Below are 26,605 nucleotides of genomic sequence, written 5' to 3'. Positions count from 1 at the left end.
AAACACCGATCAAACTCGGGACACACCAGAGCGGCGGGCTCGTGAATAACCCGGGCTAGAGCCGGTGAATATGCATCGCCCCCAACCTCGAGGACGCCCCGCAAGGGCTGATATTGCGATTTATTAGCATATTCAAGCAATTGAGCATTGCGTTATGGGGAGACGCTCTTGCCTGAAGCGCAAGAATGGCGTCGCCGAAGACGAGAGCGGCAGGGCGGTCGCGGCGTGATCGACAGGATGAATGAGCGGCTGCGCGGGCACGCAATGCGCAGGTCTGTCCGCGCGCAGTCGAGGACGGTCAGCAGCTTCGCGGACAGGTCCGGCTCAGACACAGCCCGCTTTTGAGCGGCCTGTGTCTGAAAATTGCTCCCCAGTTCCAGAACCGGGCACGATCCGCCAGAGGCGGCGGATCAGACGTCGAGGTTGGCGACGTTGAGCGCGTTTTCCTGGATGAAGTCGCGGCGCGGTTCGACGATGTCGCCCATCAGGCGGGTGAAAATCTCGTCGGTGACGTCGGCGTCCTCGACCTTGACCTGCAGCAGCACGCGGTTTTCCGGGTCCAGCGTGGTTTCCCAGAGCTGTTCCGCGTTCATCTCGCCCAGACCCTTGTAGCGGGCGATCGACAGGCCCTTGCGGCCGGCGGCGAGCACCAGCGCGAGGAGTTGGCTGGGACGGGTGATGACGTCCGCGCCCTGTGCCGGGCGGGCGATGGCCACGGTTTCTTCCTCGCCGTCCGCATCGGCGGTCGGCTCGGGCTCCGCCTCGGCTGCGCTGGCGCGCACGAACCGGGCGGTGCCGGCGTAGACTTCGGCGTTCTCGGCGGCGAGGCGGGCGAGCTTGCGGGCCTCGGCGCTGGAGAGGAAGCTGCCCTCGATCTTGTGGTGATCGGTGACGCCGCGCCACAGGCGCTCGACCTCGACGGTGCCGTCTTCGGAGAGGCGGGCCGACCAGCGGGCCTCGGTGTCGCCACGGTCGAGCCATGCGGCCGTGCGGGCGAGGGCTGCGCCTCGCGCATCGGCCGACAGGTCGGGCTCGAACGTACCGGCCAGCGCCAGGGCCTCGATGATGACGGGATCGTAGCGACGCGGTACGAAGGCCATCAGGTTGCGCATGCGGATGGCGTGCTCCACCAGACCTTCAAGGTCGGAACCGAGGCGGGCACCGCCCGAGGTTTCCAGCACGCGGCCGTTGAGGCCCGCTTCCACCAGATAGCGATCCAGCGCGGCACCGTCCTTGAGGTAGACCTCCGACCGACCCTTCGCCACCTTGTAGAGCGGCGGCTGGGCGATGAAGAGGTGCCCGGCGCGGATGATCTCGGGCATCTGGCGGTGGAAGAACGTCAGCAGCAGGGTGCGGATATGCGCACCGTCGACGTCTGCGTCGGTCATGATGACGATCTTGTGGTAGCGCAGCTTGTCGAGCGTGAAGTCGTCTCGGATGCCGGTGCCCATCGCCTGAATCAGCGTGCCGACTTCCTTGGACGAGATGATGCGGTCGAACCGCGCGCGCTCGACGTTGAGGATCTTGCCCTTGAGCGGCAGGATCGCCTGCGTCTTGCGGTCACGCCCCTGCTTGGCGGAGCCGCCTGCGGAGTCACCCTCGACCAGGAACAGTTCACACAGCGACGGGTCGCGCTCCTGGCAGTCGGCCAGCTTGCCGGGGAGCGAGGCGATGTCCATGGCGCCCTTGCGGCGGGTCAGTTCGCGGGCGCGCTTGGCGGCTTCGCGGGCGGCGGCGGCGTCGATGATCTTCTGGACGATCGCCTTGGCGTGGGCGGGGTTCTCCTCCAGCCAGTCGTTCATGCGGTCGGCCATCAGGCTTTCCAGCGGCTGACGCACTTCGGAGGAGACCAGCTTGTCCTTGGTCTGCGACGAGAACTTGGGATCGGGCAACTTGACCGAGACGATCGCGGTCAGGCCTTCGCGCATGTCGTCGCCGGTGAGCGAGACCTTCTCCTTCTTCAGCAGCCCGGACTTCTCCGAATAGCTGTTGAGGGTGCGGGTCAGCGCCGCGCGGAACGCGGCAAGGTGGGTGCCGCCATCACGCTGCGGGATGTTGTTGGTGAAGCACAGGACGTTCTCGTAATACGAATCGTTCCATTCCAGCGCGACGTCGATGCCGATGCCGTCGCGCTCGGACGAGATCGCGATGGGCTCGGCCAGCAGCGCGGTCTTGTTGCGGTCGAGGTACTTCACGAAGGCTGCGATGCCGCCTTCGTAGAACAGGTCGTGCTCCTTGACCTCCTCGTGGCGCTTGTCGCGCAGCTTGATGCGCACGCCCGAGTTCAGGAACGCCAGTTCGCGGTAGCGGTGCTCCAGCTTGTCGAAATCGAACTCGGTGACGTTCTTGAACGTGTCGGTCGAGGCGAGGAAGGTGACGCGGGTGCCCTTCTTGAAGCCGTTGTCGTCCGGGTTCTGGTCGGCCTTGGGGGCAGGGCCTTTGACCACCAGCGGCGCCACGGCATCGCCGTGCGCGAACTTCATCCAGTGCTCCTGCCCTTCGCGCCAGATCGTCAGTTCCAGCCATTCTGACAGCGCGTTCACCACCGAGACGCCGACGCCGTGGAGACCGCCCGACACCTTGTAGGCATTGTCGTCCGAGGTGTTCTCGAACTTTCCGCCCGCGTGGAGCTGGGTCATGATCACTTCTGCGGCGGAGACGCCTTCCTCGGCGTGGATGCCGGTGGGGATGCCGCGGCCGTTGTCTTCCACCGAAACCGAGCCATCGGGGTTCAGCTCGATCAGCACGAGGTCGCAGTGACCGGCGAGTGCTTCGTCGATGGCATTGTCCGAAACCTCGAACACCATGTGGTGCAGGCCTGAGCCGTCATCGGTATCGCCGATGTACATGCCGGGGCGCTTGCGGACCGCGTCGAGGCCCTTGAGGACCTTGATCGAATCGGCGCCGTAGGAGTTCTGGTTCTTGTTTTCGGGATTGCTGGCCATGGCGAGCATATAGGGTCTGAGGGGGGTAAACCCAAGCGAAACCGGCAGACGGGCAGGGGTTTTCCACAAGGGTGCGACAACCATCCGACCATGCTGCGGCGAGTTGACGTGGGCGGGTGGTCGCGGCAGCGCCCATCAGGGGGATCTGGCGGTCGATCAGAATTAAATGGCTGTAATTCTCAAATCAAAGACAATGCAATTGATTGTTGTATGCTTGAGGCTTGCGAAGGTTAATACTCGTATAAGTAAATCGACGTAGCGTCACTCTCGAAGCAGGGGGTGAGAGTACGTGACGACAGCAATTTCCCGCCCGGAACTCGTCTGGCCCAATCTGGCCAAGGCGGGATGCATCCTCCTCGTGGTGATGATGCATCTGGGGGAGCAGATCGCGCACATGCCCTGGGCGGATCAGGCTGAACTGGCGGCGGCATGGCACGTCGTGAACGGGCTCATCCGCCCGGTGCGCATGCCGTTGTTCTTCCTGGTTTCGGGAATACTTGCGTCGGATTCGATCATGCGGCCTCGGCCGGACACGCAGCGCAGCCGGCTGGTGAAGCCGCTCTATCTCTATTTCGTCTGGGCAATGATCTATCAGGTGCTGGCGCCGATCGATCCCTCGGGTTCGTGGTTCGAGGTCGCCATGGCCAATCGCTTCCTGCCGGCGCTGCTGTTGACTCAGGCGTCGTGGTATCTGGTGGCACTCGGCATGTATTACCTGCTGACGCGGATCACCTTGCCGCTTCCGGTCTGGACGACGTTGCTGCTCTGCGCGTTTCTCTCCGTGCTGGGCACCCTGTTCGAGGGGCAGCTTGCCGCGCACGAGCCCAAGATGCTGCGGTGTGCGATATTCTTCGTTGCCGGCGTGCGGATGAAAGGCGAGGTTCTGGCTTTCGTGGAACGTGCGACGGCGGCGCGGGCGATGGCGCTGGGGGTGGCTTACCTTGCCGGCGCCGCGCTGGCGCTGAAGTCGGATACGTTCCTGCTGCCGGTGGACGTTCTGGCGGTTGCGGCCGGGGCGATGCTCTGCACGCTGGTCGCGCGGCGGGGTTCGGCGCTGATCGGCCCGGCATCATGGCTGGCGAAGCGGACCTTGCCGATCTATCTCATGCACTTCCTGATGATGCCGGCGCTTGCCTTCGCGATCGAACGGTGGGCGGCGCCGCTTCTCGGCAGCATCTGGGTCGGCGCGGCCTATCCGCTGCTTGCGGTGCCGCTGCTCGTGGCCGCGTGTCTCGCGGGGCATGTCGTGCTGGTGCGCACGCGCGCCGCAGCATGGCTGCTGGATCTTCCGGCGTGGCGCATGATGGAGCGGGATCGTCACGGCGCCGCAGCGGATTTCGCCGTCCCGTCTCCGTTGAAACTGGCTGCCTGACAGCCGCCCATACGAAAAAAGGCGACCATAAGGCCGCCCTTCTCGTGGGTAATTCAGGGTAACGCCCCCTGGGCCTGAAATCAGGCGAGGGTGAGCGCGAACGCCAGCGCGCTGGTGCCCAGCGCGGCAGCGAACCCGAACGTCCGGTGGACGAGGGTCATAATAAAAGCTCCTGCAAACATTTCTTTTCGTATTATCGCATGTACGGAGCGTTCCGGCGCTCAGTGCTGCGTGCCGTATGAAGCGTTCCGGCGCCTCATGCTGCGATGCGGCAAATAGCGATGCACAAAATTTGCGCAAATTCAAAAGCGGCAAGCTGAGTTGCGTATCGCGCAACTCAGCTGCGTTGTGTCGTGCAAGATGCTCAAGTCGTCGCTAAAAATCGGCGGTTTTACGTTGAACAGTCTATCGCCACCTGTCGAACCATTGTGCCGTAGCCAGCAATCATCACTCCATGCGCGAGGCAATTGCCTAAAAAATAGGCACAACCGGCCTGAGCGATCGATGCTGCAGTGCAAGCTGCTTGCGCAGGCATCGCCAGGCCGGAGCAGGCATTCGTATCCCGACCGCAGCGATCACGCCAAAAAGGGCGGTTCACGCCGCTCTCGGGGACTGGACAGCAAACGCGCGCGCGCCTAGGGGCTCGCCATGAATATCCAGCCCACCGAATCCGTTCTGATCGTCGACTTCGGCAGCCAGGTTACGCAGCTCATCGCGCGCCGCGTGCGCGAGGCCGGCGTCTATTCAGAGATCGCGCCTTTCAACGCCGCCGAGGAAGCATTCCACCGCATGAACCCGGTGGGCGTCATCCTGTCGGGATCGCCGGCCTCGGTGCTGGACGAGAACGGTCCGCGCATCCCTGACGTCATCCTGGAGAGCGGCCGTCCGATATTGGGCATCTGCTATGGCCAGCAGTCGCTGATGCACCAGATGGGCGGCGAAGTGACCGGTGGGGACGCGGGCGAGTTCGGCCGCGCCTTCATCGAGATCGGCGATGAGTGCGCGCTTTTCAACGGACTCTGGAAGGTCGGCGAGAAGCACCAGGTCTGGATGAGCCACGGCGACAAGGTAACCAGCCTTGCTCCCGGCTTCCGTCCGGTCGCGTCCAGCGCCGGCGCGCCTTTCGCGGTGATCGCCAACGACGAGAAGCGCATCTACGCGATGCAGTTCCACCCCGAGGTCGTGCACACGCCCGACGGCGGCAAGCTGCTCAAGAACTTCGTGCGCCACGTCTGCGGCCTCGCCGGCGACTGGACGATGGCCGAATTCCGCAAGACCAAGATCGAGGAAATCCGCGCTCAGGTCGGTGAAGGTCGGGTGATCTGCGGCCTGTCCGGCGGCGTCGATTCGGCGGTCGCGGCAGTGCTGATCCATGAGGCGATCGGCGATCAGCTCACTTGCGTCTTCGTCGACCACGGGTTGATGCGCATGGGCGAGGCCGATCAGGTCGTCAGCCTGTTCCGCGGGCACTACAATATCCCGCTGGTCCACGTCGATGCCTCGACGCTGTTCCTCAATGGCCTTGAGGGCGTCACTGACCCCGAAGCCAAGCGCAAGTTCATCGGCAAGACCTTCATCGACGTGTTCGAGGACGAGGCGAAGAAGATCGGCGGCGCCGAATTCCTCGCGCAGGGCACGCTCTACCCCGACGTGATCGAGAGCGTCTCGTTCACCGGTGGTCCGTCGGTGACGATCAAGAGCCACCACAACGTCGGCGGCCTGCCCGAGCGCATGAACATGAAGCTCGTCGAGCCGCTGCGCGAACTGTTCAAGGACGAAGTTCGCGAACTCGGCCGCGAACTGGGCCTGCCTGACGTGTTCGTCGGCCGCCACCCGTTCCCGGGACCGGGCCTTGCCATCCGCATCCCCGGCGAAGTGAGCCGCGAGCGCTGCGACATCCTGCGCAAGGCGGACGCGGTCTACCTCGAGGAAATCCGCAACGCGGGTCTCTACGACGCGATCTGGCAGGCCTTCGCGGTATTGCTGCCGGTCAAGACCGTGGGCGTCATGGGCGACGGCCGTACTTACGACAGCGTCTGCGGCCTGCGCGCGGTCACCTCGACCGATGGCATGACGGCGGACATCTACCCCTTCGATGCCGCATTCCTCAGCCGCGTCGCGACGCGCATCATCAACGAGGTCAAGGGCATCAACCGCGTGGTCTACGACTACACGTCGAAGCCGCCCGGCACGATCGAGTGGGAGTGATTTTGGGCGCTCACGAGGAGGTACAGCTTGCGTTGTTCCTCCTTGTAAGTGTTTGAAAGAACAATTTATAACCACCGGTTTCGATAATATTCGGTGGGGGCCTTCTTATCCATCGGTCCGGCCTGTACGGCAAGGACGGACAAGTCGTTCCGGTACATACGCTTGTCAGGCCCGCCGAGCGTAGGTCACGGTGTTCGCGGGCGGCAACGGCATCGTCACCCTCTACGGCTGCGGCCGTCTAGCGTAGCTGGCCCTACTTCAGATCGATTTGCTCGCGCCTTCGCCGATGCACATCTGCGCAATATGGACTTCCATATCCCCGTCCAGAAGCCTGGCCAGCCTGTCCATCACCGCGCGGCAGTAAGGCGCCGCCATGTGCGCTTCCCAGTCGGTGCGGGCGCGCCAGGCCTCGACTACGATCAATGCGTCAGGAGTGCCAACCTCGGGGTGCAGCGAAAAGCGGTGAACTCCCGTCTCGGCATGAGTCTCGCGCAGCTCGGATGCGATCGTATCGAGCGCGCGGTCCCGCTGTCCCGCCAGTATCGGCAGGCGGGCCACGTGAAGGCGTGTCGATGGCGGCAGGTTCGGGAACGCGGGGTCCGCAAGATTGCCCTTCAGCGGATCTTCCAGAGGAGACATCGTGAAATGACGTGTCGCCCGGGCGGTTGGAATGCCATGGCCCAGCGCGGCAGGTTCAGTTGCCGATACGATGACAAGCAGATCGCCGCACCCTTCGATCTCGCCCCATGACCACGTGTGAACGCTCGGGTCGGCCAGCGCCCTTCGGCATGCTTCGGTAACTTGCTGGCGTGTAGCTGCAGCCCCGTCGCCGCTGCATTCGATGAGATGGTAGGCGCCGTACAAGTCAGCCATTTCGCGCAGGCTCGCGCGTCGCAAGCCGGCCGTAAATGCCATCGGCATAGACGAGAGGCTCCACAGTCTCGCTGCTGCTCGCCTCGACCACCCGGCCGATGAAGATCGAGTGCGTGGCATAGTCGATCCGTTGCTCGTTACGGCAGACAAGGCTCGCCTGAGCATCGGCCAGCCTGGGCACGCCCAGCGCGCCGTTTTCCCATTCGCCGATGCTGAAGCGTTCCTCGCCTTTCGTGGGGCCGGTGCAATTGATGCAGATCGGTTCGTGTGAGATGTGCAGGATATTGATCGCGAACGGCGCCCCTGCGGCTAGCACGGGGTGTATGGATGCCGTGCGGTTTACGCAGATCAGCAGGGATGGCGGCTCCAGGCTGAGTTCGCTCACCGCGGTGGCCGCCATCGCGTAGCGCCCGCCCTCGTCGGCGGAGGTGATGATCACGACCGCCTTTGCCAGGCGTCTCAGGCCGACCCGGGTGCGGCTGGCCAGTTCGTCTTCGGTCACATTTCTGTCCTTCAGATGGGGGCGGTGCGGCCAGCGCTACCGCAATACCCGTGGCCCCACCATGCGTGGGCAGATGAAATGCCCAAGGGTCCATCTTGAATTGCCCATGCCTACACGTCGGATCTGACATGCTTCGCTAGACCGGCAGTGGAGGAGAACAGAATGACACAGCCTATCAAGATTCGCAGTGGCATCTTCATTGCGCCGATCCACCCAACGAATGAAGATCCGACGCTTTGTATCCGGCGCGATCTTGAACTGATCGAATACCTCGATCGGCTGGGCTATGATGAAGCCTGGATCGGCGAACATCATTCGGGCGGTTATGAGTTGATCGCAAGCCCGGAACTCTTCCTCGCTGCCGCGGCGGAACGCACGTCGCGCATAAAGCTCGGTACCGGGGTGATCTCCCTGCCGTATCATAATCCGCTGATGACAGCGAACCGGCTTATCCAGCTGGATCATCAATGCCGCGGACGCCTGATGGTCGGCGTCGGGCCGGGGCTGCTTCCCGAGGACGCGATGCAGATCGGTATCGATCCCAAGACTCAGCGCGACAGGATGATCGAAGGGCTGGAGGTGCTCCTCCGCCTGTTCCAGGGGGAGCGTGTGACCAAGCGCACGGACTGGTTCAATCTGGTCGAGGCCAGTTGCCACAATCTTCCCTACCAGCGCCCGTATCCGGAAATTGCGGTCGCTTCGGTCGTCACCCCTTCAGGGGGCAAGCTCGCCGGCAAATACGGCTTTTCCTTGCTGTGCCTGGCAGCGACCCAGAAGGGCGCCTATGATGCGCTCGCTACCAACTGGGCGTTGGCGGAAGAGACTGCGGCCGAGCATGGTCAGACCATGGATCGGGCCAATCTCCGCCTGGTCGGGCCGGTTCATATCGCCGAGACGCGCGCCAAGGCCCGCGAGAATATCAAGTTCGGCTTCGAGGATTGGGCGCGCTATTTCAACACGGTGAGCCCTGCCGGCTACTCGCCCAAGGATGCTACCGGCGATCCGGTCGATTTCTTGATCGAGCAAGGCACGATCGTGGTGGGCACCCCGGACGATGCGATCAAGCAGATCGAGCGGGTTCATGCCAAGCAGGGCGAGTTTGGCTGCTTCCTGCAGAACGCTCATAACTGGGCCGATTTCGAAGCGACCAAGAAATCATACGAGCTCTGGCAGCGTTTCGTGATGCCCGCAGCGAACAAGCTCAACGTCCAGCGGCAGGCCGCCTTCGATTACGCGAGCAACGAGTTCAACGCCAAGCGCTTCCTCGGGGCCGCCGCCGATGCTGCGGCTGCGGCAGTGCGCAAGCACGAGGATTCGGTTGCAGACAAGAAAGTGGGCTGAGCGATGCCGGGTAAAGTGACGGGCTTTGCCGGCCCGATACTGGAAAGGGTGGCGATCGGAGAGTTGAATGCGTCGTATGGCCATGCCGTCTCCACCCATGACCTTGGCTTCTTCCGGTCGTTGTGGGCACCGGATGCGATATGGACGCACCCCTATTTCGACCGGCTGGACGGAATAGACGCCATTGCGCAAGTGGTCGCCGGCGCGTTCGATACCTATCCGTTGCTCGTGTACGTCTCTGAGGTCGGAGCGCTGCATGTCACCGAGGAGACCGCCTTCGGGTCGGTCTACGTGTCCGAATTGACGGGGGGCGTCGACGGGCAGCGGGCGCGTGTGACGGGGCGTTACGACGATGAATATCGGCGAACGTCCGGCGGTTGGCTATTCGCCCGCCGCGACTACAGCATCTTTGACGTATCGCCGGTGCCTGTCCGCCTGCAATGACCGTTGCCGACAGGCCGCCGCGTCGCCCCTGGGCGCTTTGCCTGATCCTGCTGCTCGCTGGCGGATATCTCGTGGTGGCCGGCGCGATGCTGGCGATGGAAGGCGGGTCGTCCTATTATCTGCCGGCGGGCGTCGCAGTGGCAGCCACCGTCATGTTGCTGCGGCGTCGCGACGGCCGATCCGACCTGCTGTATGGCATTTTTCTGGCCGCGACACTGTTGTGGAGCGTCTGGGAGGCAGGGACCGACGCTTGGGCGCTGATGCCCCGTATCGCGGGTCCCGCCTTGCAGGGGCTATGGTGGCTGCTGCCGGGAATCAGATCAACGTCAACTCCGTAGGCCGCTTGGCTCTGGCCCGGGTGCATTCGGGTGAGTTTACACCTTAGTGGATCAATCGAGCCAACTCGCGCTGGCGGCTAAATCGGTAGGCCGAGGGCGCCACGCCAAAATGCTCCGAGAAGGATCGGCTGAAATGCGATGTGGAGCGGAAGCCCACAGACAGGGCCAGAAGCGTGATATTGGGCTTGCCGGGCGACTTCTCGAGAGCGGCCGCGGCGGTTTCGAGACGCCGCGCCAGAAGGCGGCGCCCGAAGGTTGTGCCGGCCGCACTCATGGCTGCATGAAGATAGCTGCGTGAGATGCCGAGCTGGTTGGCGGCAACACCAACGTCGATGTCCGGGTCCCGTAGATTGCGGTCAATGAAGCTGACGACCCGCTCGTACTGGCGCGCGAGACCGCACAGCGCCTCGCTCTCATTGATCCGCTGGAATGTGGCGCCACATAGATCCACGATACATCCGAGGATTGCGATCTCCTGATCGCCGTCTTGCCTGAGCGCGTCCGATTGTGCCCAGAGCCCCTTCAACATCCCGCGAAGCATGGCTCCGGCGCCATGACGGCCCGGCTGAGGGGCAAAACACCACCGCTCGTAATCCGGATAGCGAGCCTGAAGCAACTGGCGGGGAAGCGCGAGCGCAAAGGCATCGGCCGCTCCCCGTTGCTCGCTATGCATCGGCTTGTCGCCATCGATCAGGACGATATCGCCATTTTTGATGTTGACCGACCGATCTCCCCGCCGGAACTCCAGGTCACCGGCCAACGCCCAGTGCAACACGACGACAGGTGAGGTCGCGCCTCCGAGCGTGCGTCCGGAAAAGGATCCGTTGGCACTCGCCCGCGTAATCGTCGCAAGCGGCGTGTTGCGCATTTCGACGCGGCCGCGAAAATCCTCTTCGCGCTCGGCTCTCATGATTTCATACGGAAAATAGCTGCGGCTGACGCCAGAAGCGAAATCGTGAATACCGAAAGCCGTGTGAGGTTGAGCCATCAACATCATTATCTCCTCAATTACCGATCGACCGGTCGGTTTGGGGGGTGTTGGACCTATCGCCCGCTCTGCGTCAAGTCTGCCGTCACTGGGAAAAAAAGGGATGCAACCGAAGTTGCACCCGAGGGGAGAGCTCAGAATTTGTAGCCGATCGTCACGCCATAGGTGGCGGGCAGGCCAGCATAGCGGACGACCACATCCGACTGGGCTACGACGTTGTTCCAGTAGAAATTGTTAGTGACGTTCTTGCCCCAGACCATGGCCTGCCAGCGGTCGTCACTGGATCGAATGCCGGCCCGCAGGTTCAGCGTCTCATATCCCTTGATGGAATAGACGCTCTTTCCCCCCACCGTCGGCCCGCCGCCGCCTATGACTGAGGTCGTGCCGCTGCGGGCCTGAAGGTCGCCGCCGATGAACGGCACCAGACTGCCACCCCGAATTTCGTAACCTGGAAAAGACCGGCCATCACGGTGTCGAGATCCATGGCGCCCATGGCTATCTCGTTGCGCAGTTCCTGTCGCCGGCGACGAACCATCGCACCGATGAATGGGGTGGGACGCCGGAAAAGCGCCTGCGCTTTCTGCGCGAAACGATCGAAGCGATCCGCACGGCATGCGGATCATCCTTTCTTCTCGGTCTGCGGCTGAGCGCCGATGAGGAGATCGTGGACGGCCTGGAGATGCAGGACACCCGCCGGATCGTCGAGACGATCGCGCAGGCCTGTCCGCCGGACTACCTCAGCGTCACGCTCGGGACTCGGGGAGCCTATGTCAAGGATGTCACCCAGCCTGTCGCTACTGCCGCGCGGGCTGCCGGCGTGCTGCGCGAGGCGTCAGGGCTCGTAACCATCGCAGGCCAGAGAATGACCTCGCCCGAAGTCGCCGAACAGGTTCTGCGGGACAATCAGGCCGATGCGATCGGTTTCGCCCGCGCCTTCGTCGCGGATGGCGGGTGGGTCGAAAAGGCCGCGAATGGAATGGCCAACCGCATCCGGCCCTGCATCGGCCTCAATCAGGATTGCCGCGCCTTCGCGCCGCATCTGCACTGCGCAGTCAACCCACTCGTCGGGCGGGAGCAGGATCCGGCCTTTGCCAACCCGCCTCCGGCGACTGCGTCGCGTAGCATCGCCGTAATCGGTGGCGGACCTGCGGGCATGGAGGCGGCCCGGCTCGCGGCAGAAGGGGGACATGCGGTCACGCTTTTCGAGGCTTCGGACGGGCTCGGCGGACAATTCCTGCTGGCATCGTCCGTTCCGGAGCGAGCGGGGCTGCGTCGCCTGCTCGATCATCTCCAGAGCGAGTTGCGCCTCCTCTCTGTCGATATAAGGCTGAATTCTCCGATCACGGGGCCGGATGATCTCACGGCGCGGTACGACAGCGTGATCGTTGCGACAGGCGCAGAGCCGAAACCCCTCGACCAGGAGCGCTATGGGCCAAGAGCGATGCGGTGGTTCGAAATACTGTCCGAAGGGGTGCCGAAGCCTGACGGGGAAAATCGTGTGCTCGTCGTCGATGATGGCAGCGGCTTCTGGTGGACCTATGGCGTTGCCAACGCATTGACCGATGCGGGATGGCAACTGACCCTCTGCACACCGTCCACGATGATCGCGGGCGCGATCCCCGCAGAGAGTGTGGCGCCGTTGCTGGCCCGTCTGGGCGGCGGCAACGCCCGGTATCTGCCGCTGACCGAGGTGCTGTCCGCGGATGAAGATGGCGTCGATCTGATGAACCTGACGAGCGGGCACGTGGTGCGAGAACGTTACGATCTGGTCGTCGTCCAGACGGGGCGATCGCCGGTGGACAAGGTTTGGAAGACGATGGAGGGCGCTGTGCCGGACCTGCATGCGGTTGGAGACTGCCTGGCTCCTAGGCGGGTGTCGCAGGCCTTGTTCGAAGCGTTCCGGGTGGCGGCGTCGATCTGAACCGGGTGTGTTTCCTCGACGGAAGGGCGCTTGCCTGCCGGCATTCTTCTCTAGATGACCATCTCGATGGCCTGCAACAGGTTCGCAATCTGTCAGCCTGAACGGTGCCGGACCTGTTGCCGCAGTGATCATGCGCCCCGGCGTGGTGTGCCGTTCAAGAGGCCAGTGCAGTGTGGGTGGCCCCGCTTCAATGCGTGCAGACCTTCGGCCGGCCGGGATCGACCTGCTTGAAGATGAGCAGCTTGCGCTCCAGCCAGGTCGCGGATTCGATCGGCAGGCTGGCCGCAGTCGCCCGTTCGATCAACTGGCCGTTGTGCAGATAGGTCACCCACTGGTCAGGATGGCGACGCAGGTATTCCTCGATCGAGAACAGAACGTTCATCCGCCCCTCGTTCGCCGTGCGGGTGAGTGACGGGCTGGAGGAGGCGACGACCTGCACCACGTCCTGCTGGTAGTCGAACAGGTAGGGCGGGCGCGCGAACATCAGGTGGTTGGTGGTGCCGCCTTCGGTGTGCAGGTTGCTGAACATGTTGATCGAGCTTTCGGTCTTGAGCCCGACGTAGGGCGACAGGCAACTCACGAAGTAGAGCGCGGGAACGATCCAGTTCCACGTTGCGTAAGGGCTGCGGCCGGTGCTGACGCCACGGTAAGGCAGGTAGAGCATCGCCGCGTAGATCATCGCCGTCATCGCCACGCCGCCCACGACCGCCCAGGTCAGGATGAAGATCGAGTGCAGCAGCATGAGCGCGGGGCGGCCCGGGTTCGCGAGTGCCAGCAGCAGCACCACCAGCGTGGCGACCACCAGCAGCGCCGCCGCCGGGGCGAGGATGCCGACGCGGCCGAACAGGCTGCGCAGCGGCTCGACCACATGGCGGCAGGTGATCTCGTAGATCTTCGCGCTGGCCTCGCGCGGCATCGTCAGCATGTAGAGCGCGAAGACGAGGCTGGAGAAGTCCATGTACCAGCTGTAGGCCGAGATCGGGATGATGTAGTGGAACACCAGCGCGCTCGTCAGGCCGATGGCGAACCATCGCTTCCAGAACAGTGCGACTATGGCGATGCCCTCGATCACGAACGTCGACCAGATCGCGAGGTAACGGCCGATGAGGTTGTTTTCCAGCCCGAACGGCTCGGCCAGCGGCTTGTAGAGCCCGACGGCGCAACTGACGGTCGGGTCGAGGAAGTCGGTGTTTATCTTGTGAAAGATCCCGTAGAAATACATCGTCGCAAGGATCAGTCGGGCCGGGGTGCGCAGGGATTCGTAAAGTCGCTCCCGGGTCAGCGTCCCCTGCGCTGCCAGCACCGCCACGCTGAGCAGGATGCACAAGTCGAACATCGTGGTGATCGTCTTGTTGTTGGACGCGACCGGAAGGCGTAGCGCGTAGAGCAGTACGGTGCAGGCAGCGAGGGCGATGAAGGCGAACGTCTTTCGCGGAAACAGTATCGTCATCGCGCTAGCGGCCACCACCGACCACGCGAGCAGCATGTAGATCAACCCCTCGCGTCCGGTCAGGCCCCAGGGATCGCCGACGATGCTGAAAAGCGCGGCGACGCCCCAGCACGGGGCCACGGCGGTCAGGCCGTCATATGTGGGCGTGGAGATGTCCTGCGAGAGCTTGCGCCACGCGATCGGGCGGAAAAGCGGAGTGCTCGGTGCCGACGACATGCGTTTCCCCCCTTTGGGTGTCGTTAGGTGCCTGTCAGTCCCCGGCCGGGCGGGACTGCGCGATGAGCTTGCGCCCACGCAGCCACAGGGTCATCCGTCGCCCCGCCTTCAGCCAGGGATAGCTGAGCCGGGCGATGATGGGCCGGGAAAAAAGAAATGCATTCATGCGGTTGAACATGCTGGACGGTGACGCCAGCAATGCCAGCGCATGAACCGCGTCCGAGCCGTGATAGATCCGCCCGCGATAGGAAAAGACCATGCCGTGATCGAGATCGAAGCCGCGCGCCGCAATTGCCGCGACACGCGGATCTTCGCTGCGGGCATCGACGAGTTCGACGGGGCCGACGCTTTCGCGCAGCCGGAGCATGCGCACGTAATTCTGGCAAAAGATACACTCGCCATCGTAGACGACCAGCGCTGGCGCTTCGCTGCTCAAGGGACGTCCTTTCCAAGCTTGCCCGGAGGGTCGCGAAAGGATTCCTTCTTGCAGTCACCATAGAAGGCGCAGCCCGAGACGACCGGAATATTGTACAGCGCGTCGAATATGCCCACGAGGGTCAGGACGACGCTTGCATAGACGACCGCGCGCTTGAGCGGCGGCAGCCGAGCCGGATCGGCAGGGGATTGCACGGATCGAATCCTCCACGGCAACGAGATCGAGGTGGTCTCAGTACGTGGAGGGAGGTTTTCAGACTTGGCGCGGCAGGACAACCGTATCGGAGTGGCTAACCCGTTCGGATAGTCGCTGCGGTGCAGCAAGACGACGAAAGCGGCCGGGGAGGTCCCCGACCGCTTCCTTCGTGCGACCGCTCAGGCTCAGTTGGCTGACGCGACCTTCTTGTAGGGAACGAAATCCTGCAGGCCGACGAAGCCATTCCACATGAAATTGGCATTGCGGTCATGCAGTTGCACGGTATCGAGACGGCACAGCTGCGAGGTATACAGCTTGGTCACCATGACATCGTCGTTGTTGAGCCGATCGACGTTGGTCGGTCGGTTGACGTAGAGCGTGCTGCCGACCCGGTAGACGATGGCGGTCTTGTCGATCACCGTCGTGTTCTGGGTCTGCGAATAGGGGATGCAGCTCACCGGCTTGCCGGCTTCGCGCCCGTCCAGCATCTTGGCGAGCTGTTGCTCACCCGTCAGCCTGGTGCGGGCCTCGGCGGCAGGCATGGCGAGCAGCGAAGCGACAGCGAGTGTCGCGCAGATCGCAAGCGTCTTCATGGCCTTCTTCCTCAGTTAACGCACCCCGCGTTGATCTTGTGTGTAGCACGATTCGTCTGAACTTGGGCTGACTGTTTGCGCCCTTCGACAGGCTCAGGGTGAGCGGGAGTAGTGAATCCTCTCAAGCCCGCTCAGGCTAAGCTTGTCGAAGCCCCGGCGACCATACTTCGGCTCAGGCGGTGCCGCCCACCGTCAGTCCCTCGATCAGCAGCGTGGGCTGGCCGACACCGGCGGGCACGCTCTGGCCGCCCTTGCCGCATACGCCGACGCCGCGATCGAGTTCGAGGTCGTTGCCGATGCCCTTGACCTTGGTGAGTACCGAAGGTCCGTCGCCGATCAGCGTCGCGCCCTTGATCGGAGCGCCCAGCTTGCCGTTTTCGACCATGTAGGCCTCGGTGCAGGAGAACACGAACTTGCCCGAGACGATATCGACCTGGCCGCCGCCGAAGTTCTTGGCGAAGATGCCCTTCTTCATGCCCGCCAGCAATTCCTCGGGGTTGTCGTTCCCCGCCTTCATGAAGGTGTTGGTCATGCGTACCTGCGGGGCATGGGCGTAGTTCTCGCGGCGGCCGTTGCCGGTGGGCTCGACGCCCATCAGGCGGGCGTTGAGGCGGTCCTGCATGTAGCCCTTGAGGATGCCGTCCTCGATCAGCACCGTCTCGCGCGTGGGGGTTCCCTCGTCGTCGATGGTGAGCGAGCCGCGACGACCGGGGATCGAGCCGTCGTCGACGATGGTGACGCCGGGTGCGGCCACCCGCTCGCCGATGCGGCCGGAGAAGGCCGAAGTGCCCTTGCGGTTGAAGTCGCCTTCCAGGCCGTGGCCGATCGCTTCGTGCAGGATCACGCCGGGCCAGCCGGGGCCGAGCAGCACCGGGAACTCGCCTGCGGGTGCGTCGATGCTCTCCAAGTTGACCAGTGCCGTGGCGAGGGCGGTGTCGATGCCCTCGTTCCAGTTTTCCGGCTTGAACAGGTCGTCGTAGAGGAATCGGCCGCCCATGCCGAACGAGCCGGTTTCGCGGCGACCGTTGCTTTCCGCGACGATCGAGACATTGAGGCGCACCAGCGGGCGCACGTCGGTCGCGATGTAGCCGTCCGGGCGAACGATCTCGACCACCGACCATGAGCCTGACAGGCTGGCGCTGACTTGCGCCACGCGCGGGTCGCGGGCGCGGGCGGCGGCGTCGATCATCTCCAGCAGGCGCACCTTCTCGGCGAAAGGCACGAGATCGAGCGGCGAGACGTCGGTGTAGAGCTTGGCGTTGGTGCGCTGGGGCGCTGCCGGGCGGATGCCGGTGGCCGGATCGAGCAGGCGCAGCGTCTCGCCGGCGCGGCGGATGGCGGCCGCGGAGATTTCGTTGGCGTGGGCGAAGCCCGTCATCTCGCCCGAGACGCCGCGCAGGCCAAAGCCCGCGTCGCGCGAATAGTCGGCGGTCTTGAGGCGGCCGTCATCGAAGCCGAACGCCTCGCTGGCGACGAACTGCATGAACAGTTCGCCATCCTCGCAGGACTTGAGCGTCTCGGCGGCGAGCGCCTGTGCCTCATCGGGCGAGAGCTGGGTGTAGAGCAGCGAGCGCGGGTCGGTCATGGTCATGCCGCCGATATAGGCAGCATTATCCCCGCGCGAAAGACAAGAACCGCGAAGGGATCAGGCGGCCTGCTGGTCTGCCCCGTTGTCGGCAACCCCGCCCTTGAGCACGAAGCGGCGGTCGCAGTAGCCGCATTCGACATAGCCCTTCTCGTCGATCTCGAGCCAGACGCGGGGATGGCCGAGGGCGGCTCCGCCGGGAATGTCGGTGGCCCCGTCGCAGGAGACGCGGTGGGAATCGGTGAAGACGGTTTCGGGCGCGTTGGTCATGGTGTCGCCGGATTACCAAGGGTGCGCGGCGATTTCCAGATGGAATGGCAACAGTCGCAACGTCGATACCAAAAACCCGTCATCCCCGCGAAGGCGGGGACCCATCTGATGCCGATGCAACATGCACGGTCGGGAGATGGGTTCCCGCTTTCGCGGGAACGACGAGGGTAAATGGCAATGGTCGAGCCGTGTGCAGCTCAGGCCGCGACGGCCAGCGCGCCTGCTTCCTCGATCGCGGCAGCGACCGACTTCGCGCGGGTGTCGGCGTCGATGGCGATACCCTCGGCCACCACGAAAGTCGGCTCGGTCACGCCGATGAAGCCGAACACCGCGCGCAGGTAGCTTTCGGCGTGCTCGAATGCGGCGGCGGGCTGGCCTTCGCCGTAGTAGCCGCCGCGTGCCATCGCGACGTAGATCTTCTTGTCGCCGACGAGGCCCACCGGGCCTTCAGCAGTGTAGCGGAACGTCTTGCCGGCGATGGCGATACGGTCGATCCAGGCCTTGAGCTGGCTGGGGATCGAGAAGTTGTAGAAGCCCGCGCCGATCACCACCACGTCGGCGTCAAGGAACTGCGCCAGCTCGGGCGTACCCTCGGGGTTGCCTAGGACGTCGAGGGTCAGGTGCGCCAGCGGTTCGGCGGCAAGGTCGCGATAGGTGACTTCGAGCGAGGGATCGGCCTTGGTCAGCGAGGATACGATGGCGGCGGAAATGGCGCGGCTGGCCGAATTGTCGCCAAGAATGCTGGAATCGAGGTGGAGAAGCTTCATGGGAGGGTGCCTCAGTCTGGAAATGTGACCAGGTCTAGCTATGTTGCTGGAATGATCGCGCCAAGAGCGCATATTTTCGGGACCTGGTACCATGAAGCTGACTACGTTCGACGAAGCTGACCGGCCTGCCGCCGCTCCGCAGGAAGCGATCGTCCACGACCCCAACGGCAAGGACTGCCGCCTCGTCGGCGACATTCTCGCCCGGGTCGGGGACAAGTGGTCGATGCTGGTGGTGATGACGCTGCTCGAGGCGCCGCTCCATTTCAATGAATTGAAGCGCGCGATCCGGGGCGTGTCGCAGCAGATGCTCTCGCGCAACCTGCGCGCACTGGAGCGGGACGGGCTGGTCGAACGTACCGTCCACGTCGGCGTGCCGGTGCGGGTCGAATATGCGCTGAGCGACCTTGGCCGTTCGCTCGCAGGGCCGGTGCAGGCGCTGGGCGCCTGGGCGGTTGATGCGCGTCCGGCGATCGAGGCCAGCCGGACGGCGTTCGACCGGGAAAATGACCGGAATTAAACCTCGAACCGCAAGTGCAGGTTCGCGAGCCCCCGGATGATGTAGCTCGGCTCGTAGTCGATCCGGCGTGCGGTCGCGGGGCCGTGATGCGCCTCGTCGAGCGTGATGGCGCTGGTGTGCTCCAGCAGACGGTCGAGCAGGACCGCCACTTCCGCCCGCGCCAGCGGTGCCCCGGCGCACGTATGCGCGCCGCGTCCGAACGCCAGATGCTCCTTGATGCGCGGACGCCCGATGCGGAATTCGCCCGGCTCGTCCCAGCGGCGCGGGTCGCGGTTGGCAGCGGATAGCGAGACGACCACGCGCTTGCCCGCAGGGATGGCCATGTCGCCGATCTTCGTGGCGCGTGCGGCGATGCGGAAGGTGGCCTTGGTCGAGCCTTCGACGCGCAGAACTTCCTCCAGGAAGGGGCCGATCAGCGTGCGGTCCTCGCGCAGGACCTGCTGCATCGCCTGATCCTCGCACAGGCGGCGCAGGGCATTGCCGATCAGCTTGGCGCTGGTGTCCTGCCCGGCGGCGAAGAGGAACATCGCCGACTTCACCACCTCCATCGCGTCGGGTGTCGAGCCGTCCGGATAGGTCGCCAGCGCCATCTCGGTCATGACGTCGTCCTGCGGCCGGGCGCGGCGCTCGGTGATGTAGCGCACGAAGTAGCCGGCCATGACCATGAGCGGGTGGATGCTCTGTGCGTCGGGCGTGTCCATGTTGCCGGGCGGGGGAGCATCGTCGATGATCTTGCGGAACGCCTCGCGATCCTCTGCGGGAACGCCGAGCAGATCGGCGATGACCATGGTGACGAAAGGGGTGGCGATGGAGCCCACCAGTTCGCACCCGCCCGCCGCGACGGCCTCGCGAACCATGTCGTCGGCATAGGCGCGCATGAACGCTTCGTTGGCCTTGAGGCGCGAGGGCACAAACAGCGGGTTGAGCAGCGAGCGGGCGGCCAGATGCTTGTCGCCGTCGTAGGAGACCATCAGTTCCATCTGCCCGTTCGGCGTGGCACCCAGCAGGGCGGAGATGTCGTCGCCCTCCACCGCGAAGGGCAGCGGCGCCAGCGGATCGGGGTTCAGCCAGGACGAGAAGTCGCGCTTGTTCAGCAGCACTTCGAGCGCTTCGGCAAAGCCGGTCACCACGATCACGTCACGGCTCTGCATCTGATGGACCGGGCCGTGGGCGCGGATCGTCTCGAAATAGTCGTAGGGATCGAGCAGCACCGAATGGTCGGTGAAGTAATCCTTTTCGATGGGGGCCGGGGTGATCGTCGTTGCGGTTGCCATGGGCGCTCTCCAATATCGCGCCGCTCGGCTGGCGGCACTTACTGATATAGTGTGGATCATATCATCTGCCGCGAGACCGTCAACGTGGCACCTGCGGTCTTTACGCCGTGGCGATCATGGCCCACATGCACGGCCATGAGCACTTCTACCCCCGCGATCGCCATCCGTGACCTCGTCAAGCGCTATGCCCCGGCCGGAAGCGGCGAGGGCAAGCTGGCGCTCAAGGGCGTCTCGTTCGACGTGCCGGAGGGCGGCATCTTCGGCCTGCTCGGCCCCAACGGCGCGGGCAAGTCGACGCTCATCAATATTCTCGCCGGAATGGTCATGAAGACCTCGGGCTCGGTGGACATCTGGGGCTTCGACATCGATCGCGACCAGCGCAACGCCAAGCGCGCGATCGGCATCGTCCCGCAGGAGATCGTGTTCGACCCGTTCTTCACGCCGTTCGAGGTGCTGGAGATCCAGGCCGGGCTCTATGGCATCACCAAGGCGCTGCGCCGTTCCGAAGACCTGCTGCGCGCGGTGCATCTGGCCGACAAGCGCGATGCCTATGCCCGCACGTTGTCGGGCGGCATGAAGCGGCGCCTGCTGATCGCCAAGGCGCTGGTACACCGCCCGCCCGTGCTGGTGCTCGACGAGCCGACCGCCGGCGTCGATGTCGAACTGCGCCGCCAGCTCTGGGAACTGGTCACCGAACTGAACAAGGAAGGCGCGACGATCGTGCTCACCACGCACTATCTCGAGGAAGCCGAGGAACTGTGCGATCGGATCGCCATCATCAACCACGGCGAACTGATCGCCAACAAGCCGACGCGCGAGCTCGTCGGCATGGCGCGCGAGAAGATCATCGCGCTGACGCTCGATCGCGACGTGACCGAACTGCCCAGCCACCCGGGCTTCGTCAAATGCACGAAGACCGGCGAGCGGGTTCTGGAGATCACTTACGACAAGGATCGCGCCAATGCGGGCGAAATCATGTCGGCTCTGCAGGCGCAGGGCTTCGCGATCGTCGACGTGACGACTCGCGAAGCCGACCTTGAAGACGTGTTCGTTAGCCTGACCAGCGCGGTGCGTTCGGCAGCCTGAGCATAACAGCGACTCGGCGCACGAGGAAAACGACTCGTCGCCGTTTCATGTTGCGATGCAGGTGTCTCGCAATTCCCGGGCCGGGTCCGGGAAGGCATTGCCATGCGCGATTAACAAGATTTTACAATAGACCAGCCTGATTGAAGCAGATCTGCACTTCTCGATTCACCCCTCTGAATATTCGGGAGGAAGAGGAGGCATTCCTCAAGCTAAGGGTTTCTACTTATCTGCCCGTTGCTTCGGCGTCATCAAGTTTCCAAACCTTATGCTTGTGCCGACGGATAGTCTTGCTGCAATTTTTACATGTACCAATGTAATTAAGGCCATCCCATTTCACGTCATTGCGTATAGGTTCATGCCTATTGGCAAAGCAAAGCGGAATCGAGATCGCCACGAGATAGGTTCCTCAGTGAGAAGCGGGAGTTGACTAGACTAATCAACAGGCTTGGCAAGCAGCAAAATGTCGTAAGTTAACCGTCTTTGTAATAATTTGGACTATCTTATATAAAAACCATGTCGCACCGCAACATGGAAGTACGCTCATGCGCAAACTGTTGCGATTCATGGGCAACGGGCGCTAGGAGCGGCGTCATGGAAACGCCATCCAGCGCTGCTCGCGCATTCGATGTCCTGGTGATCGGTTCCGGCGCAGCCGGGCTTACGGCCGCGCTCGCGGTTGCCGACAAGGTCAGGGTCGCGGTATTGGCCAAAGGCACGTTGACCGGCGGTTCGACGGCATGGGCGCAAGGCGGCATCGCCGCCGTGCTCGACGCGGGCGACACCTTCGAGGAACACGTTCGCGATACCATGGTAGCCGGTGCCGGCCTCAACCGGCGCGAGACGGTGGAGTTCGTCATCGAGCGGGCGCCGCACGCGATCGAGCGGCTGATGGAACTCGGCGTGCCTTTCAATACGGACGGAGAGGCGCTGCACCTCACGCGCGAAGGCGGGCATTCGCACCGCCGCATTGTCCACGTCGCCGACGCTACCGGTTGGGCGGTGCAGCAGGCGCTGCTGCAGGCGGCCGAGGCCCATCCCAACATTACCCTGCTGCCGGGCTATTCGTGCATCGACCTCATCACCGGGCGGCACGAGTTGCGCTATTCCGGATCGGGCCGGGTCTGGGGCGTCTATGCGCTGAACGAGACGAGCGGCCGGGTGGAAGCCTTCACCGCGCGCGCCACCGTATTGGCTACGGGCGGCGCGGGCCGCGTCTACCAGTTCAGCACCGCCCCGCGCGGTGCGACCGGAGACGGCATCGCGATGGCCTGGCGTGCGGGCGCGCGCGTCTCCAACATGGAGATGATGCAGTTTCACCCGACCTGCCTCTACAACCTGGAGGTCAAGAACTTCCTCATCACCGAGGCCGTGCGCGGGGAGGGCGGGCACCTCATCAACCCGCGCACCGGCAAGCGCTTCATGACCTTCTACGATCCCGAGCGACTGGAACTGGCGCCTCGTGACGTCGTGGCCCGCGCTATCGACTCCGAGATCAAGCGCTTCGGCCTCGACTACGTCCACCTCGACATCAGCCACCAGCCCGAGGCGTTCGTGAAGGAGCACTTCCCGAACATCTACGAAAAGCTGATGGGCCTCGGCATCGACATGACGAAGGAGCCGATCCCGGTCGTGCCCGCGCAGCACTATACCTGCGGCGGCATCCTGGTGGACCTCGAAGGGCGGACCGACCTGCCGGGCCTCTACGCGGCGGGCGAGTGCACCGAGAGCGGGCTGCATGGAGCCAATCGCCTGGCGTCGAACTCGCTGCTCGAATGCTTCGTTTTCGGAGAGGCCGCCGCCGCCGATATCCTGGCGAAGTGGGACGGCTTCGAGGCGCCGCCGCAAGTGCGCTCGTGGGACGAGAGCCGCGTGACGGATTCCGACGAGGAAGTCGTCATCAAGCAGAACTGGACCGAGATCCGCCGGTTCATGTGGAACTATGTCGGCATCGTGCGCACCACCAAGCGGCTGGAACGCGCCCTGCACCGCATCCAGATGCTCAATGGTGAAACCGAGGAATACTATCGCCACTTCCGCGTTTCGACCGACCTGATCGAACTGCGCAACCTGCTGCAGAGCGCCGAACTGATCGTCGAGTCCGCGCTGAAGCGGCATGAGAGCCGCGGATTGCACTACACGCTGGATTATCCTGCGGCGGACGTGCAGCCGTTGGATACGGTGCTGGTGCCCTGAGCCCAGTGGTATGGCAATGCCGGCTTCGGCAGACTCAGGCCTGAGCGGGGTTTAAAGCCCCGCTCTCAAAACCGCTCAGGCTGAGCCTGTCGAAGCCCCCCTCGGCAGCCGCGCAGCCTTACCCGATATGCAGCACCCGCCCGAGGAAGATCAGCACGATCGCGCCGATCACTGAGGCAAGGCACCCGGCGCGGCTGAAGTCGCCGCGTCCCCGGCTGGTCACCAGTCCTGCAAGCAGAGAGCCGCCGACACCCAGCAGGATCGTCGCAATCCAGCCCATAGGCACTGCGCCGGGATAGAAGAACCGCGCCAGCGCGCCGATGACGAGGCCGCTGATGATGGCACCGATGATGTTGAGCATTTTGCCGTGTAACTCCCCTTCGCGCCGCAGCGCCTTCGCAATCACGCTGATAAGCGGTGAGGAGGCCGCTGGTTGCATGTCCTCGTCAAGTGTCTGACGCTCATCGACGAAAGCCGATCGATATGCCGGGGAAAGCGGCTGCACTCGTTCTTGACCGGCTCCGTTCGTCGCACGCCCGATTCGTCTCACCGGTGATTTATGTGGAAAAATTTAGAAGGCGCGGACCGATTCAGAGGGTTGCGCTTCTGGAAGACAACGGAAATTCGGCGCGTCGCGGCAAGGCGATGACGGCCCTGTGACGAATGCATGGGGCGATGCCATATCCGGCGCCCCTCTTGAACCTCTCGCTGGAAAGGGCACTATAGGTTGTGTCGCGCCGATCGAGGGGCCTCAATACCTAGGGATGCAACGCGAAAGACCGAAAGGTCCACGCGGAACCCTTCAGGGAACTTGGGACCAGACTTCTCGAACGGTGCGCCGGTGGTCTGGCAGGGAATGTCGTTCTCTTTTGTGCTGGTTCTGGTGGATGGGACGTTCTTGAGCGCCCTTCGACTCGGTGCCGGCATGCTCGGCCGCCGAAAGCAGTTTGGATCGCCTCCGTGGCGGTTCGATGACGGGTTTTGACGATACATTGGGGGCGCACCAGTGGATTTCAGGAATGGAAGCGACGGACACGTGTCTGAATCGGATGTGAGCTACGCGGATCCCGCACAGGTGGACATGGAGGCGCTGCTCGCCGGTCATGTCGCCGAGGACCGCATGAAGAAGGAAGGCCAGGCAGTCGCCATGGACAAGACCGACACCGCAACCGCAGACCTCGTGGAAGCGCCGAAGGCGAAGAAGAAGGCCGGCGATTCCAAGCGGATCAACGACCGCCGCTTCACCATCGTCACCGATGCGTCGCGTGACGCGCTCCTGACCGATTTCGGCAAGGAAACGCTCGACGACCGCTACCTGCTTCCCGGTGAGAAGTATCAGGACCTCTTCGCGCGCGTGGCTGACGCCTATGCGGACGATCAGGAGCACGCGCAGCGTCTGTACGACTACATCTCGCGCCTGTGGTTCATGCCCGCCACTCCCGTGCTGTCGAACGGTGGCACCGGGCGCGGCCTGCCGATTTCGTGCTACCTGAACTCGGTCGAGGACAGCCTTGAGGGCATCGTCGCCACCTGGAACGAGAACGTCTGGCTCGCCTCGCGCGGCGGCGGCATCGGCACCTACTGGGGCAACGTGCGCGGCATCGGCGAGCCCGTCGGCCTTAACGGCAAGACCAGCGGCATCATTCCGTTCGTGCGCGTGATGGATTCGCTGACCCTCGCGATCTCGCAGGGTTCGCTGCGCCGCGGCTCGGCCGCCTGCTACCTCGACGTCTCGCACCCCGAGATCGAGGAGTTCCTGGAGATCCGCAAGACCTCCGGTGACTTCAACCGCAAGGCGCTCAACCTGCACCACGGCGTGCTTCTGACCGACGAGTTCATGGAAGCCGTGCGCGACGGCACCGACTTTGCCCTGCGCAGCCCCAAGGACGGCTCGGTGCGCGGCAAGGTCCACGCCCGCTCGCTGTTTCAGAAGCTGGTCGAAGTGCGCCTCGCCACCGGTGAGCCCTACCTCGTCTTCTCCGACACCGTGAACCGCATGATGCCCAAGCATCACCGCGATCTCGGCCTCAAGGTCTCGACCTCGAACCTGTGCTCGGAAATTACGCTGCCCACCGGCCGCGACCACCTCGGCAACGACCGCACGGCGGTGTGCTGCCTCTCGTCGCTCAACCTGGAAACCTGGGAAGAGTGGAAGGGCGACAAGCGTTTCATCGAGGACGTGCTGCGTTTCCTCGACAACGTGCTGCAGGACTACATCGACCGCGCGCCGGACGAGATGGCGCGCGCCCGCTACTCGGCGGAGCGCGAGCGTTCGGTCGGCATGGGCGTGATGGGCTATCACTCCTACCTGCAGAAGCGGGGCATCGCCTTCGAAAGCGCGATGGCCAAGGCGCTGAACCTGCAGATGTTCCAGCACATCAACGCCAAGGCCAACGAGGCGTCGATGATGCTCGCCAAGGAGCGCGGACCGTGCCTCGACGCGGCAGACCAGGGCGTGATGGAGCGTTTCAGCTGCAAGATGGCTATCGCGCCGACCGCGTCGATCTCGATCATCTGCGGCGGCACCTCGGCTTGCATCGAGCCGATCCCGGCGAACATCTACACCCACAAGACGCTCTCGGGCAGCTTCGTGGTGAAGAACCCGTACCTGCAGAAGCTGTTGGCAGCGAAGTCCAAGGATTCCAACAACGTGTGGAATTCGATCCTGGAGCAGGGTGGTTCCGTCCAGCACCTCGACTTCCTCTCGGCCGAGGAGAAGGCGGTGTACAAGACCAGCTTCGAGATCGATCAGCGCTGGCTGCTCGAATTCGCGGCCGATCGCACCCCCTACATCGACCAGGCGCAGTCGCTGAACCTGTTCATCCCCGCCGACGTCGACAAGTGGGACCTGATGATGCTGCACTTCCAGGCATGGGAGAAGGGCATCAAGTCACTCTACTACCTGCGCTCCAAGTCGGTGCAGCGTGCCGGTTTCGCGGGCGGTGTAGAGGCCGACAACACCAGCGAACTCCCCAAGTTCGAATTGGCAGCCAGCGGCGGCTCGACCGACTACGACGAATGTCTCGCCTGCCAGTAAGGCGCCAAGGCTTCACCAAGAGCGGCCTTCCGGGACACCGGGAGGCCGTTTTCG

At 63.7% G+C, this 26,605-nt stretch carries 24 protein-coding genes; 10 read left to right on the top strand and 14 right to left on the bottom strand.

The window, feature by feature from the left end; translation table 11 throughout:
• Positions 1-410: 410 nt before the first annotated feature.
• Positions 411-2,945, bottom strand: coding sequence for a DNA topoisomerase (ATP-hydrolyzing) subunit B (gene gyrB, locus ACODRZ_RS15410; RefSeq protein ID WP_488971713.1), 2,535 nt, complete (start codon positions 2,943-2,945; stop codon positions 411-413).
• Between the two features lie 289 nt (positions 2,946-3,234).
• On the opposite strand from gyrB, the gene ACODRZ_RS15405 reads away from it, so the two are divergent.
• Positions 3,235-4,317, top strand: coding sequence for an acyltransferase family protein (locus tag ACODRZ_RS15405; RefSeq protein ID WP_488971712.1), 1,083 nt, complete (start codon positions 3,235-3,237; stop codon positions 4,315-4,317).
• A gap of 648 nt (positions 4,318-4,965) precedes the next feature.
• Positions 4,966-6,525 carry a glutamine-hydrolyzing GMP synthase gene (guaA, locus tag ACODRZ_RS15400; RefSeq protein ID WP_488971711.1) on the top strand — a complete coding sequence of 520 codons (1,560 nt, stop codon included), beginning with the start codon at positions 4,966-4,968 and terminating at the stop codon, positions 6,523-6,525.
• 258 nt (positions 6,526-6,783) lie between these two features.
• On the opposite strand, the gene ACODRZ_RS15395 is transcribed toward guaA, so the two are convergent.
• A complete protein-coding gene (locus ACODRZ_RS15395) occupies positions 6,784-7,446 on the bottom strand; it encodes a putative quinol monooxygenase (RefSeq protein WP_488986211.1) in 663 nt (220 codons plus the stop codon).
• Positions 7,391-7,900 carry a flavin reductase family protein gene (locus ACODRZ_RS15390; RefSeq protein ID WP_488971709.1) on the bottom strand — a complete coding sequence of 170 codons (510 nt, stop codon included), beginning with the start codon at positions 7,898-7,900 and terminating at the stop codon, positions 7,391-7,393. The genes ACODRZ_RS15395 and ACODRZ_RS15390 overlap by 56 nt, the downstream gene beginning before the upstream one ends.
• Positions 7,901-8,062: 162 nt before the next feature.
• On the opposite strand from ACODRZ_RS15390, the gene ACODRZ_RS15385 reads away from it, so the two are divergent.
• Genes ACODRZ_RS15385 through ACODRZ_RS15375 form a run of 3 tightly spaced genes read left to right on the top strand, consistent with a single transcriptional unit; the run spans position 8,063 to position 10,023 of the window.
• Positions 8,063-9,241, top strand: coding sequence for an LLM class flavin-dependent oxidoreductase (locus ACODRZ_RS15385; protein WP_488971708.1), 1,179 nt, complete (start codon positions 8,063-8,065; stop codon positions 9,239-9,241).
• Positions 9,242-9,244: 3 nt separating this feature from the next.
• Positions 9,245-9,685: a nuclear transport factor 2 family protein gene (locus ACODRZ_RS15380; RefSeq protein ID WP_488971707.1), complete on the top strand. Its 441-nt coding sequence runs from the start codon at positions 9,245-9,247 to the stop codon at positions 9,683-9,685.
• A complete protein-coding gene (locus ACODRZ_RS15375; protein ID WP_488971706.1) occupies positions 9,682-10,023 on the top strand; it encodes a hypothetical protein in 342 nt (113 codons plus the stop codon). The genes ACODRZ_RS15380 and ACODRZ_RS15375 overlap by 4 nt, the downstream gene beginning before the upstream one ends.
• Positions 10,024-10,066: 43 nt before the next feature.
• On the opposite strand, the gene ACODRZ_RS15370 is transcribed toward ACODRZ_RS15375, so the two are convergent.
• Positions 10,067-11,020 carry a helix-turn-helix domain-containing protein gene (locus ACODRZ_RS15370; RefSeq protein ID WP_488971705.1) on the bottom strand — a complete coding sequence of 318 codons (954 nt, stop codon included), beginning with the start codon at positions 11,018-11,020 and terminating at the stop codon, positions 10,067-10,069.
• A gap of 125 nt (positions 11,021-11,145) precedes the next feature.
• Positions 11,146-11,433 (bottom strand): hypothetical protein, encoded by a 288-nt coding sequence (locus ACODRZ_RS15365; protein ID WP_488971704.1) that lies wholly within the window; start codon positions 11,431-11,433, stop codon positions 11,146-11,148.
• Positions 11,434-11,459: 26 nt separating this feature from the next.
• On the opposite strand from ACODRZ_RS15365, the gene ACODRZ_RS15360 reads away from it, so the two are divergent.
• The gene (locus ACODRZ_RS15360) at positions 11,460-12,932 is read left to right on the top strand and encodes an oxidoreductase (RefSeq protein ID WP_488971715.1); all 1,473 of its coding nucleotides are present in this window, start codon (positions 11,460-11,462) and stop codon (positions 12,930-12,932) included.
• Between the two features lie 187 nt (positions 12,933-13,119).
• Here ACODRZ_RS15360 and ACODRZ_RS15355 read toward each other — a convergent pair whose 3' ends face one another.
• The 7 genes from ACODRZ_RS15355 to ACODRZ_RS15325 all read right to left on the bottom strand — a co-directional run bounded on the left by ACODRZ_RS15355 (position 13,120) and on the right by ACODRZ_RS15325 (position 18,444).
• Complete coding sequence (locus tag ACODRZ_RS15355) at positions 13,120-14,598, bottom strand: thiol-disulfide oxidoreductase (RefSeq protein WP_488971703.1); 1,479 nt, start codon at positions 14,596-14,598, stop codon at positions 13,120-13,122.
• Between the two features lie 34 nt (positions 14,599-14,632).
• A complete protein-coding gene (locus ACODRZ_RS15350) occupies positions 14,633-15,034 on the bottom strand; it encodes a thiol-disulfide oxidoreductase DCC family protein (RefSeq protein ID WP_488971702.1) in 402 nt (133 codons plus the stop codon).
• Entirely contained in the window at positions 15,031-15,228 is a 198-nt protein-coding gene (locus ACODRZ_RS15345) for a hypothetical protein (RefSeq protein WP_488971701.1), read from the bottom strand. The genes ACODRZ_RS15350 and ACODRZ_RS15345 overlap by 4 nt, the downstream gene beginning before the upstream one ends.
• A 186-nt stretch (positions 15,229-15,414) precedes the next feature.
• Positions 15,415-15,822: a hypothetical protein gene (locus ACODRZ_RS15340; protein WP_488971700.1), complete on the bottom strand. Its 408-nt coding sequence runs from the start codon at positions 15,820-15,822 to the stop codon at positions 15,415-15,417.
• A gap of 172 nt (positions 15,823-15,994) precedes the next feature.
• Positions 15,995-17,413 carry a metalloprotease TldD gene (gene tldD, locus ACODRZ_RS15335; protein WP_488971699.1) on the bottom strand — a complete coding sequence of 473 codons (1,419 nt, stop codon included), beginning with the start codon at positions 17,411-17,413 and terminating at the stop codon, positions 15,995-15,997.
• A gap of 54 nt (positions 17,414-17,467) precedes the next feature.
• Complete coding sequence (locus ACODRZ_RS15330) at positions 17,468-17,677, bottom strand: zinc-finger domain-containing protein (RefSeq protein ID WP_008827765.1); 210 nt, start codon at positions 17,675-17,677, stop codon at positions 17,468-17,470.
• Between the two features lie 197 nt (positions 17,678-17,874).
• Complete coding sequence (locus ACODRZ_RS15325; protein ID WP_488971698.1) at positions 17,875-18,444, bottom strand: FMN-dependent NADH-azoreductase; 570 nt, start codon at positions 18,442-18,444, stop codon at positions 17,875-17,877.
• A gap of 91 nt (positions 18,445-18,535) precedes the next feature.
• Between ACODRZ_RS15325 and ACODRZ_RS15320 the strand changes: the two genes are divergently transcribed.
• Entirely contained in the window at positions 18,536-18,961 is a 426-nt protein-coding gene (locus ACODRZ_RS15320) for a winged helix-turn-helix transcriptional regulator (protein WP_488971697.1), read from the top strand.
• On the opposite strand, the gene ACODRZ_RS15315 is transcribed toward ACODRZ_RS15320, so the two are convergent.
• Complete coding sequence (locus ACODRZ_RS15315) at positions 18,958-20,235, bottom strand: cytochrome P450 (RefSeq protein ID WP_488971696.1); 1,278 nt, start codon at positions 20,233-20,235, stop codon at positions 18,958-18,960. The genes ACODRZ_RS15320 and ACODRZ_RS15315 overlap by 4 nt on opposite strands.
• Positions 20,236-20,370: 135 nt before the next feature.
• Here ACODRZ_RS15315 and ACODRZ_RS15310 point away from each other — a divergent pair, with 135 nt between their 5' ends.
• On the top strand, positions 20,371-21,321 hold the full coding sequence (locus ACODRZ_RS15310; protein ID WP_488971695.1) for an ABC transporter ATP-binding protein: 951 nt from the start codon (positions 20,371-20,373) through the stop codon (positions 21,319-21,321).
• Between the two features lie 591 nt (positions 21,322-21,912).
• Entirely contained in the window at positions 21,913-23,514 is a 1,602-nt protein-coding gene (gene nadB / locus ACODRZ_RS15305; protein WP_488971694.1) for an L-aspartate oxidase, read from the top strand.
• Positions 23,515-23,632: 118 nt separating this feature from the next.
• Here nadB and ACODRZ_RS15300 read toward each other — a convergent pair whose 3' ends face one another.
• Positions 23,633-23,875 (bottom strand): GlsB/YeaQ/YmgE family stress response membrane protein, encoded by a 243-nt coding sequence (locus ACODRZ_RS15300; RefSeq protein ID WP_036529465.1) that lies wholly within the window; start codon positions 23,873-23,875, stop codon positions 23,633-23,635.
• A gap of 645 nt (positions 23,876-24,520) precedes the next feature.
• Between ACODRZ_RS15300 and ACODRZ_RS15295 the strand changes: the two genes are divergently transcribed.
• A complete protein-coding gene (locus ACODRZ_RS15295) occupies positions 24,521-26,551 on the top strand; it encodes a ribonucleoside-diphosphate reductase subunit alpha (protein WP_488971693.1) in 2,031 nt (676 codons plus the stop codon).
• The last annotated feature ends 54 nt before the right edge of the window (positions 26,552-26,605 follow it).

The sequence above is a fragment of the Novosphingobium sp. FG90 genome, from assembly GCF_057808725.1.
The sequence above is the reverse complement of the archived record's forward strand: the minus strand, read 5'-3'. Positions and strand labels throughout refer to the sequence as shown.

Excerpts from the sequence above, each read along its gene's own strand:
- ACODRZ_RS15375 (WP_488971706.1), top strand. The coding sequence starts at position 9,682 with ATGACCGTTGCCGACAGGCCGCCGCGTCGCCCCTGGGCGCTTTGCCTG.
- tldD (WP_488971699.1), bottom strand. The coding sequence starts at position 17,413 with ATGACCATGACCGACCCGCGCTCGCTGCTCTACACCCAGCTCTCGCCC.
- ACODRZ_RS15315 (WP_488971696.1), bottom strand. The coding sequence starts at position 20,235 with ATGGCAACCGCAACGACGATCACCCCGGCCCCCATCGAAAAGGATTAC.
- ACODRZ_RS15355 (WP_488971703.1), bottom strand. The coding sequence starts at position 14,598 with ATGTCGTCGGCACCGAGCACTCCGCTTTTCCGCCCGATCGCGTGGCGC.
- ACODRZ_RS15370 (WP_488971705.1), bottom strand. The coding sequence starts at position 11,020 with ATGATGTTGATGGCTCAACCTCACACGGCTTTCGGTATTCACGATTTC.
- ACODRZ_RS15300 (WP_036529465.1), bottom strand. The coding sequence starts at position 23,875 with ATGCTCAACATCATCGGTGCCATCATCAGCGGCCTCGTCATCGGCGCG.
- ACODRZ_RS15330 (WP_008827765.1), bottom strand. The coding sequence starts at position 17,677 with ATGACCAACGCGCCCGAAACCGTCTTCACCGATTCCCACCGCGTCTCC.
- nadB (WP_488971694.1), top strand. The coding sequence starts at position 21,913 with ATGGAAACGCCATCCAGCGCTGCTCGCGCATTCGATGTCCTGGTGATC.
- gyrB (WP_488971713.1), bottom strand. The coding sequence starts at position 2,945 with ATGGCCAGCAATCCCGAAAACAAGAACCAGAACTCCTACGGCGCCGAT.
- ACODRZ_RS15325 (WP_488971698.1), bottom strand. The coding sequence starts at position 18,444 with ATGAAGCTTCTCCACCTCGATTCCAGCATTCTTGGCGACAATTCGGCC.
- guaA (WP_488971711.1), top strand. The coding sequence starts at position 4,966 with ATGAATATCCAGCCCACCGAATCCGTTCTGATCGTCGACTTCGGCAGC.
- ACODRZ_RS15310 (WP_488971695.1), top strand. The coding sequence starts at position 20,371 with ATGAGCACTTCTACCCCCGCGATCGCCATCCGTGACCTCGTCAAGCGC.
- ACODRZ_RS15340 (WP_488971700.1), bottom strand. The coding sequence starts at position 15,822 with ATGAAGACGCTTGCGATCTGCGCGACACTCGCTGTCGCTTCGCTGCTC.
- ACODRZ_RS15380 (WP_488971707.1), top strand. The coding sequence starts at position 9,245 with ATGCCGGGTAAAGTGACGGGCTTTGCCGGCCCGATACTGGAAAGGGTG.
- ACODRZ_RS15320 (WP_488971697.1), top strand. The coding sequence starts at position 18,536 with ATGAAGCTGACTACGTTCGACGAAGCTGACCGGCCTGCCGCCGCTCCG.
- ACODRZ_RS15395 (WP_488986211.1), bottom strand. The coding sequence starts at position 7,446 with ATGCCGATGGCATTTACGGCCGGCTTGCGACGCGCGAGCCTGCGCGAA.
- ACODRZ_RS15385 (WP_488971708.1), top strand. The coding sequence starts at position 8,063 with ATGACACAGCCTATCAAGATTCGCAGTGGCATCTTCATTGCGCCGATC.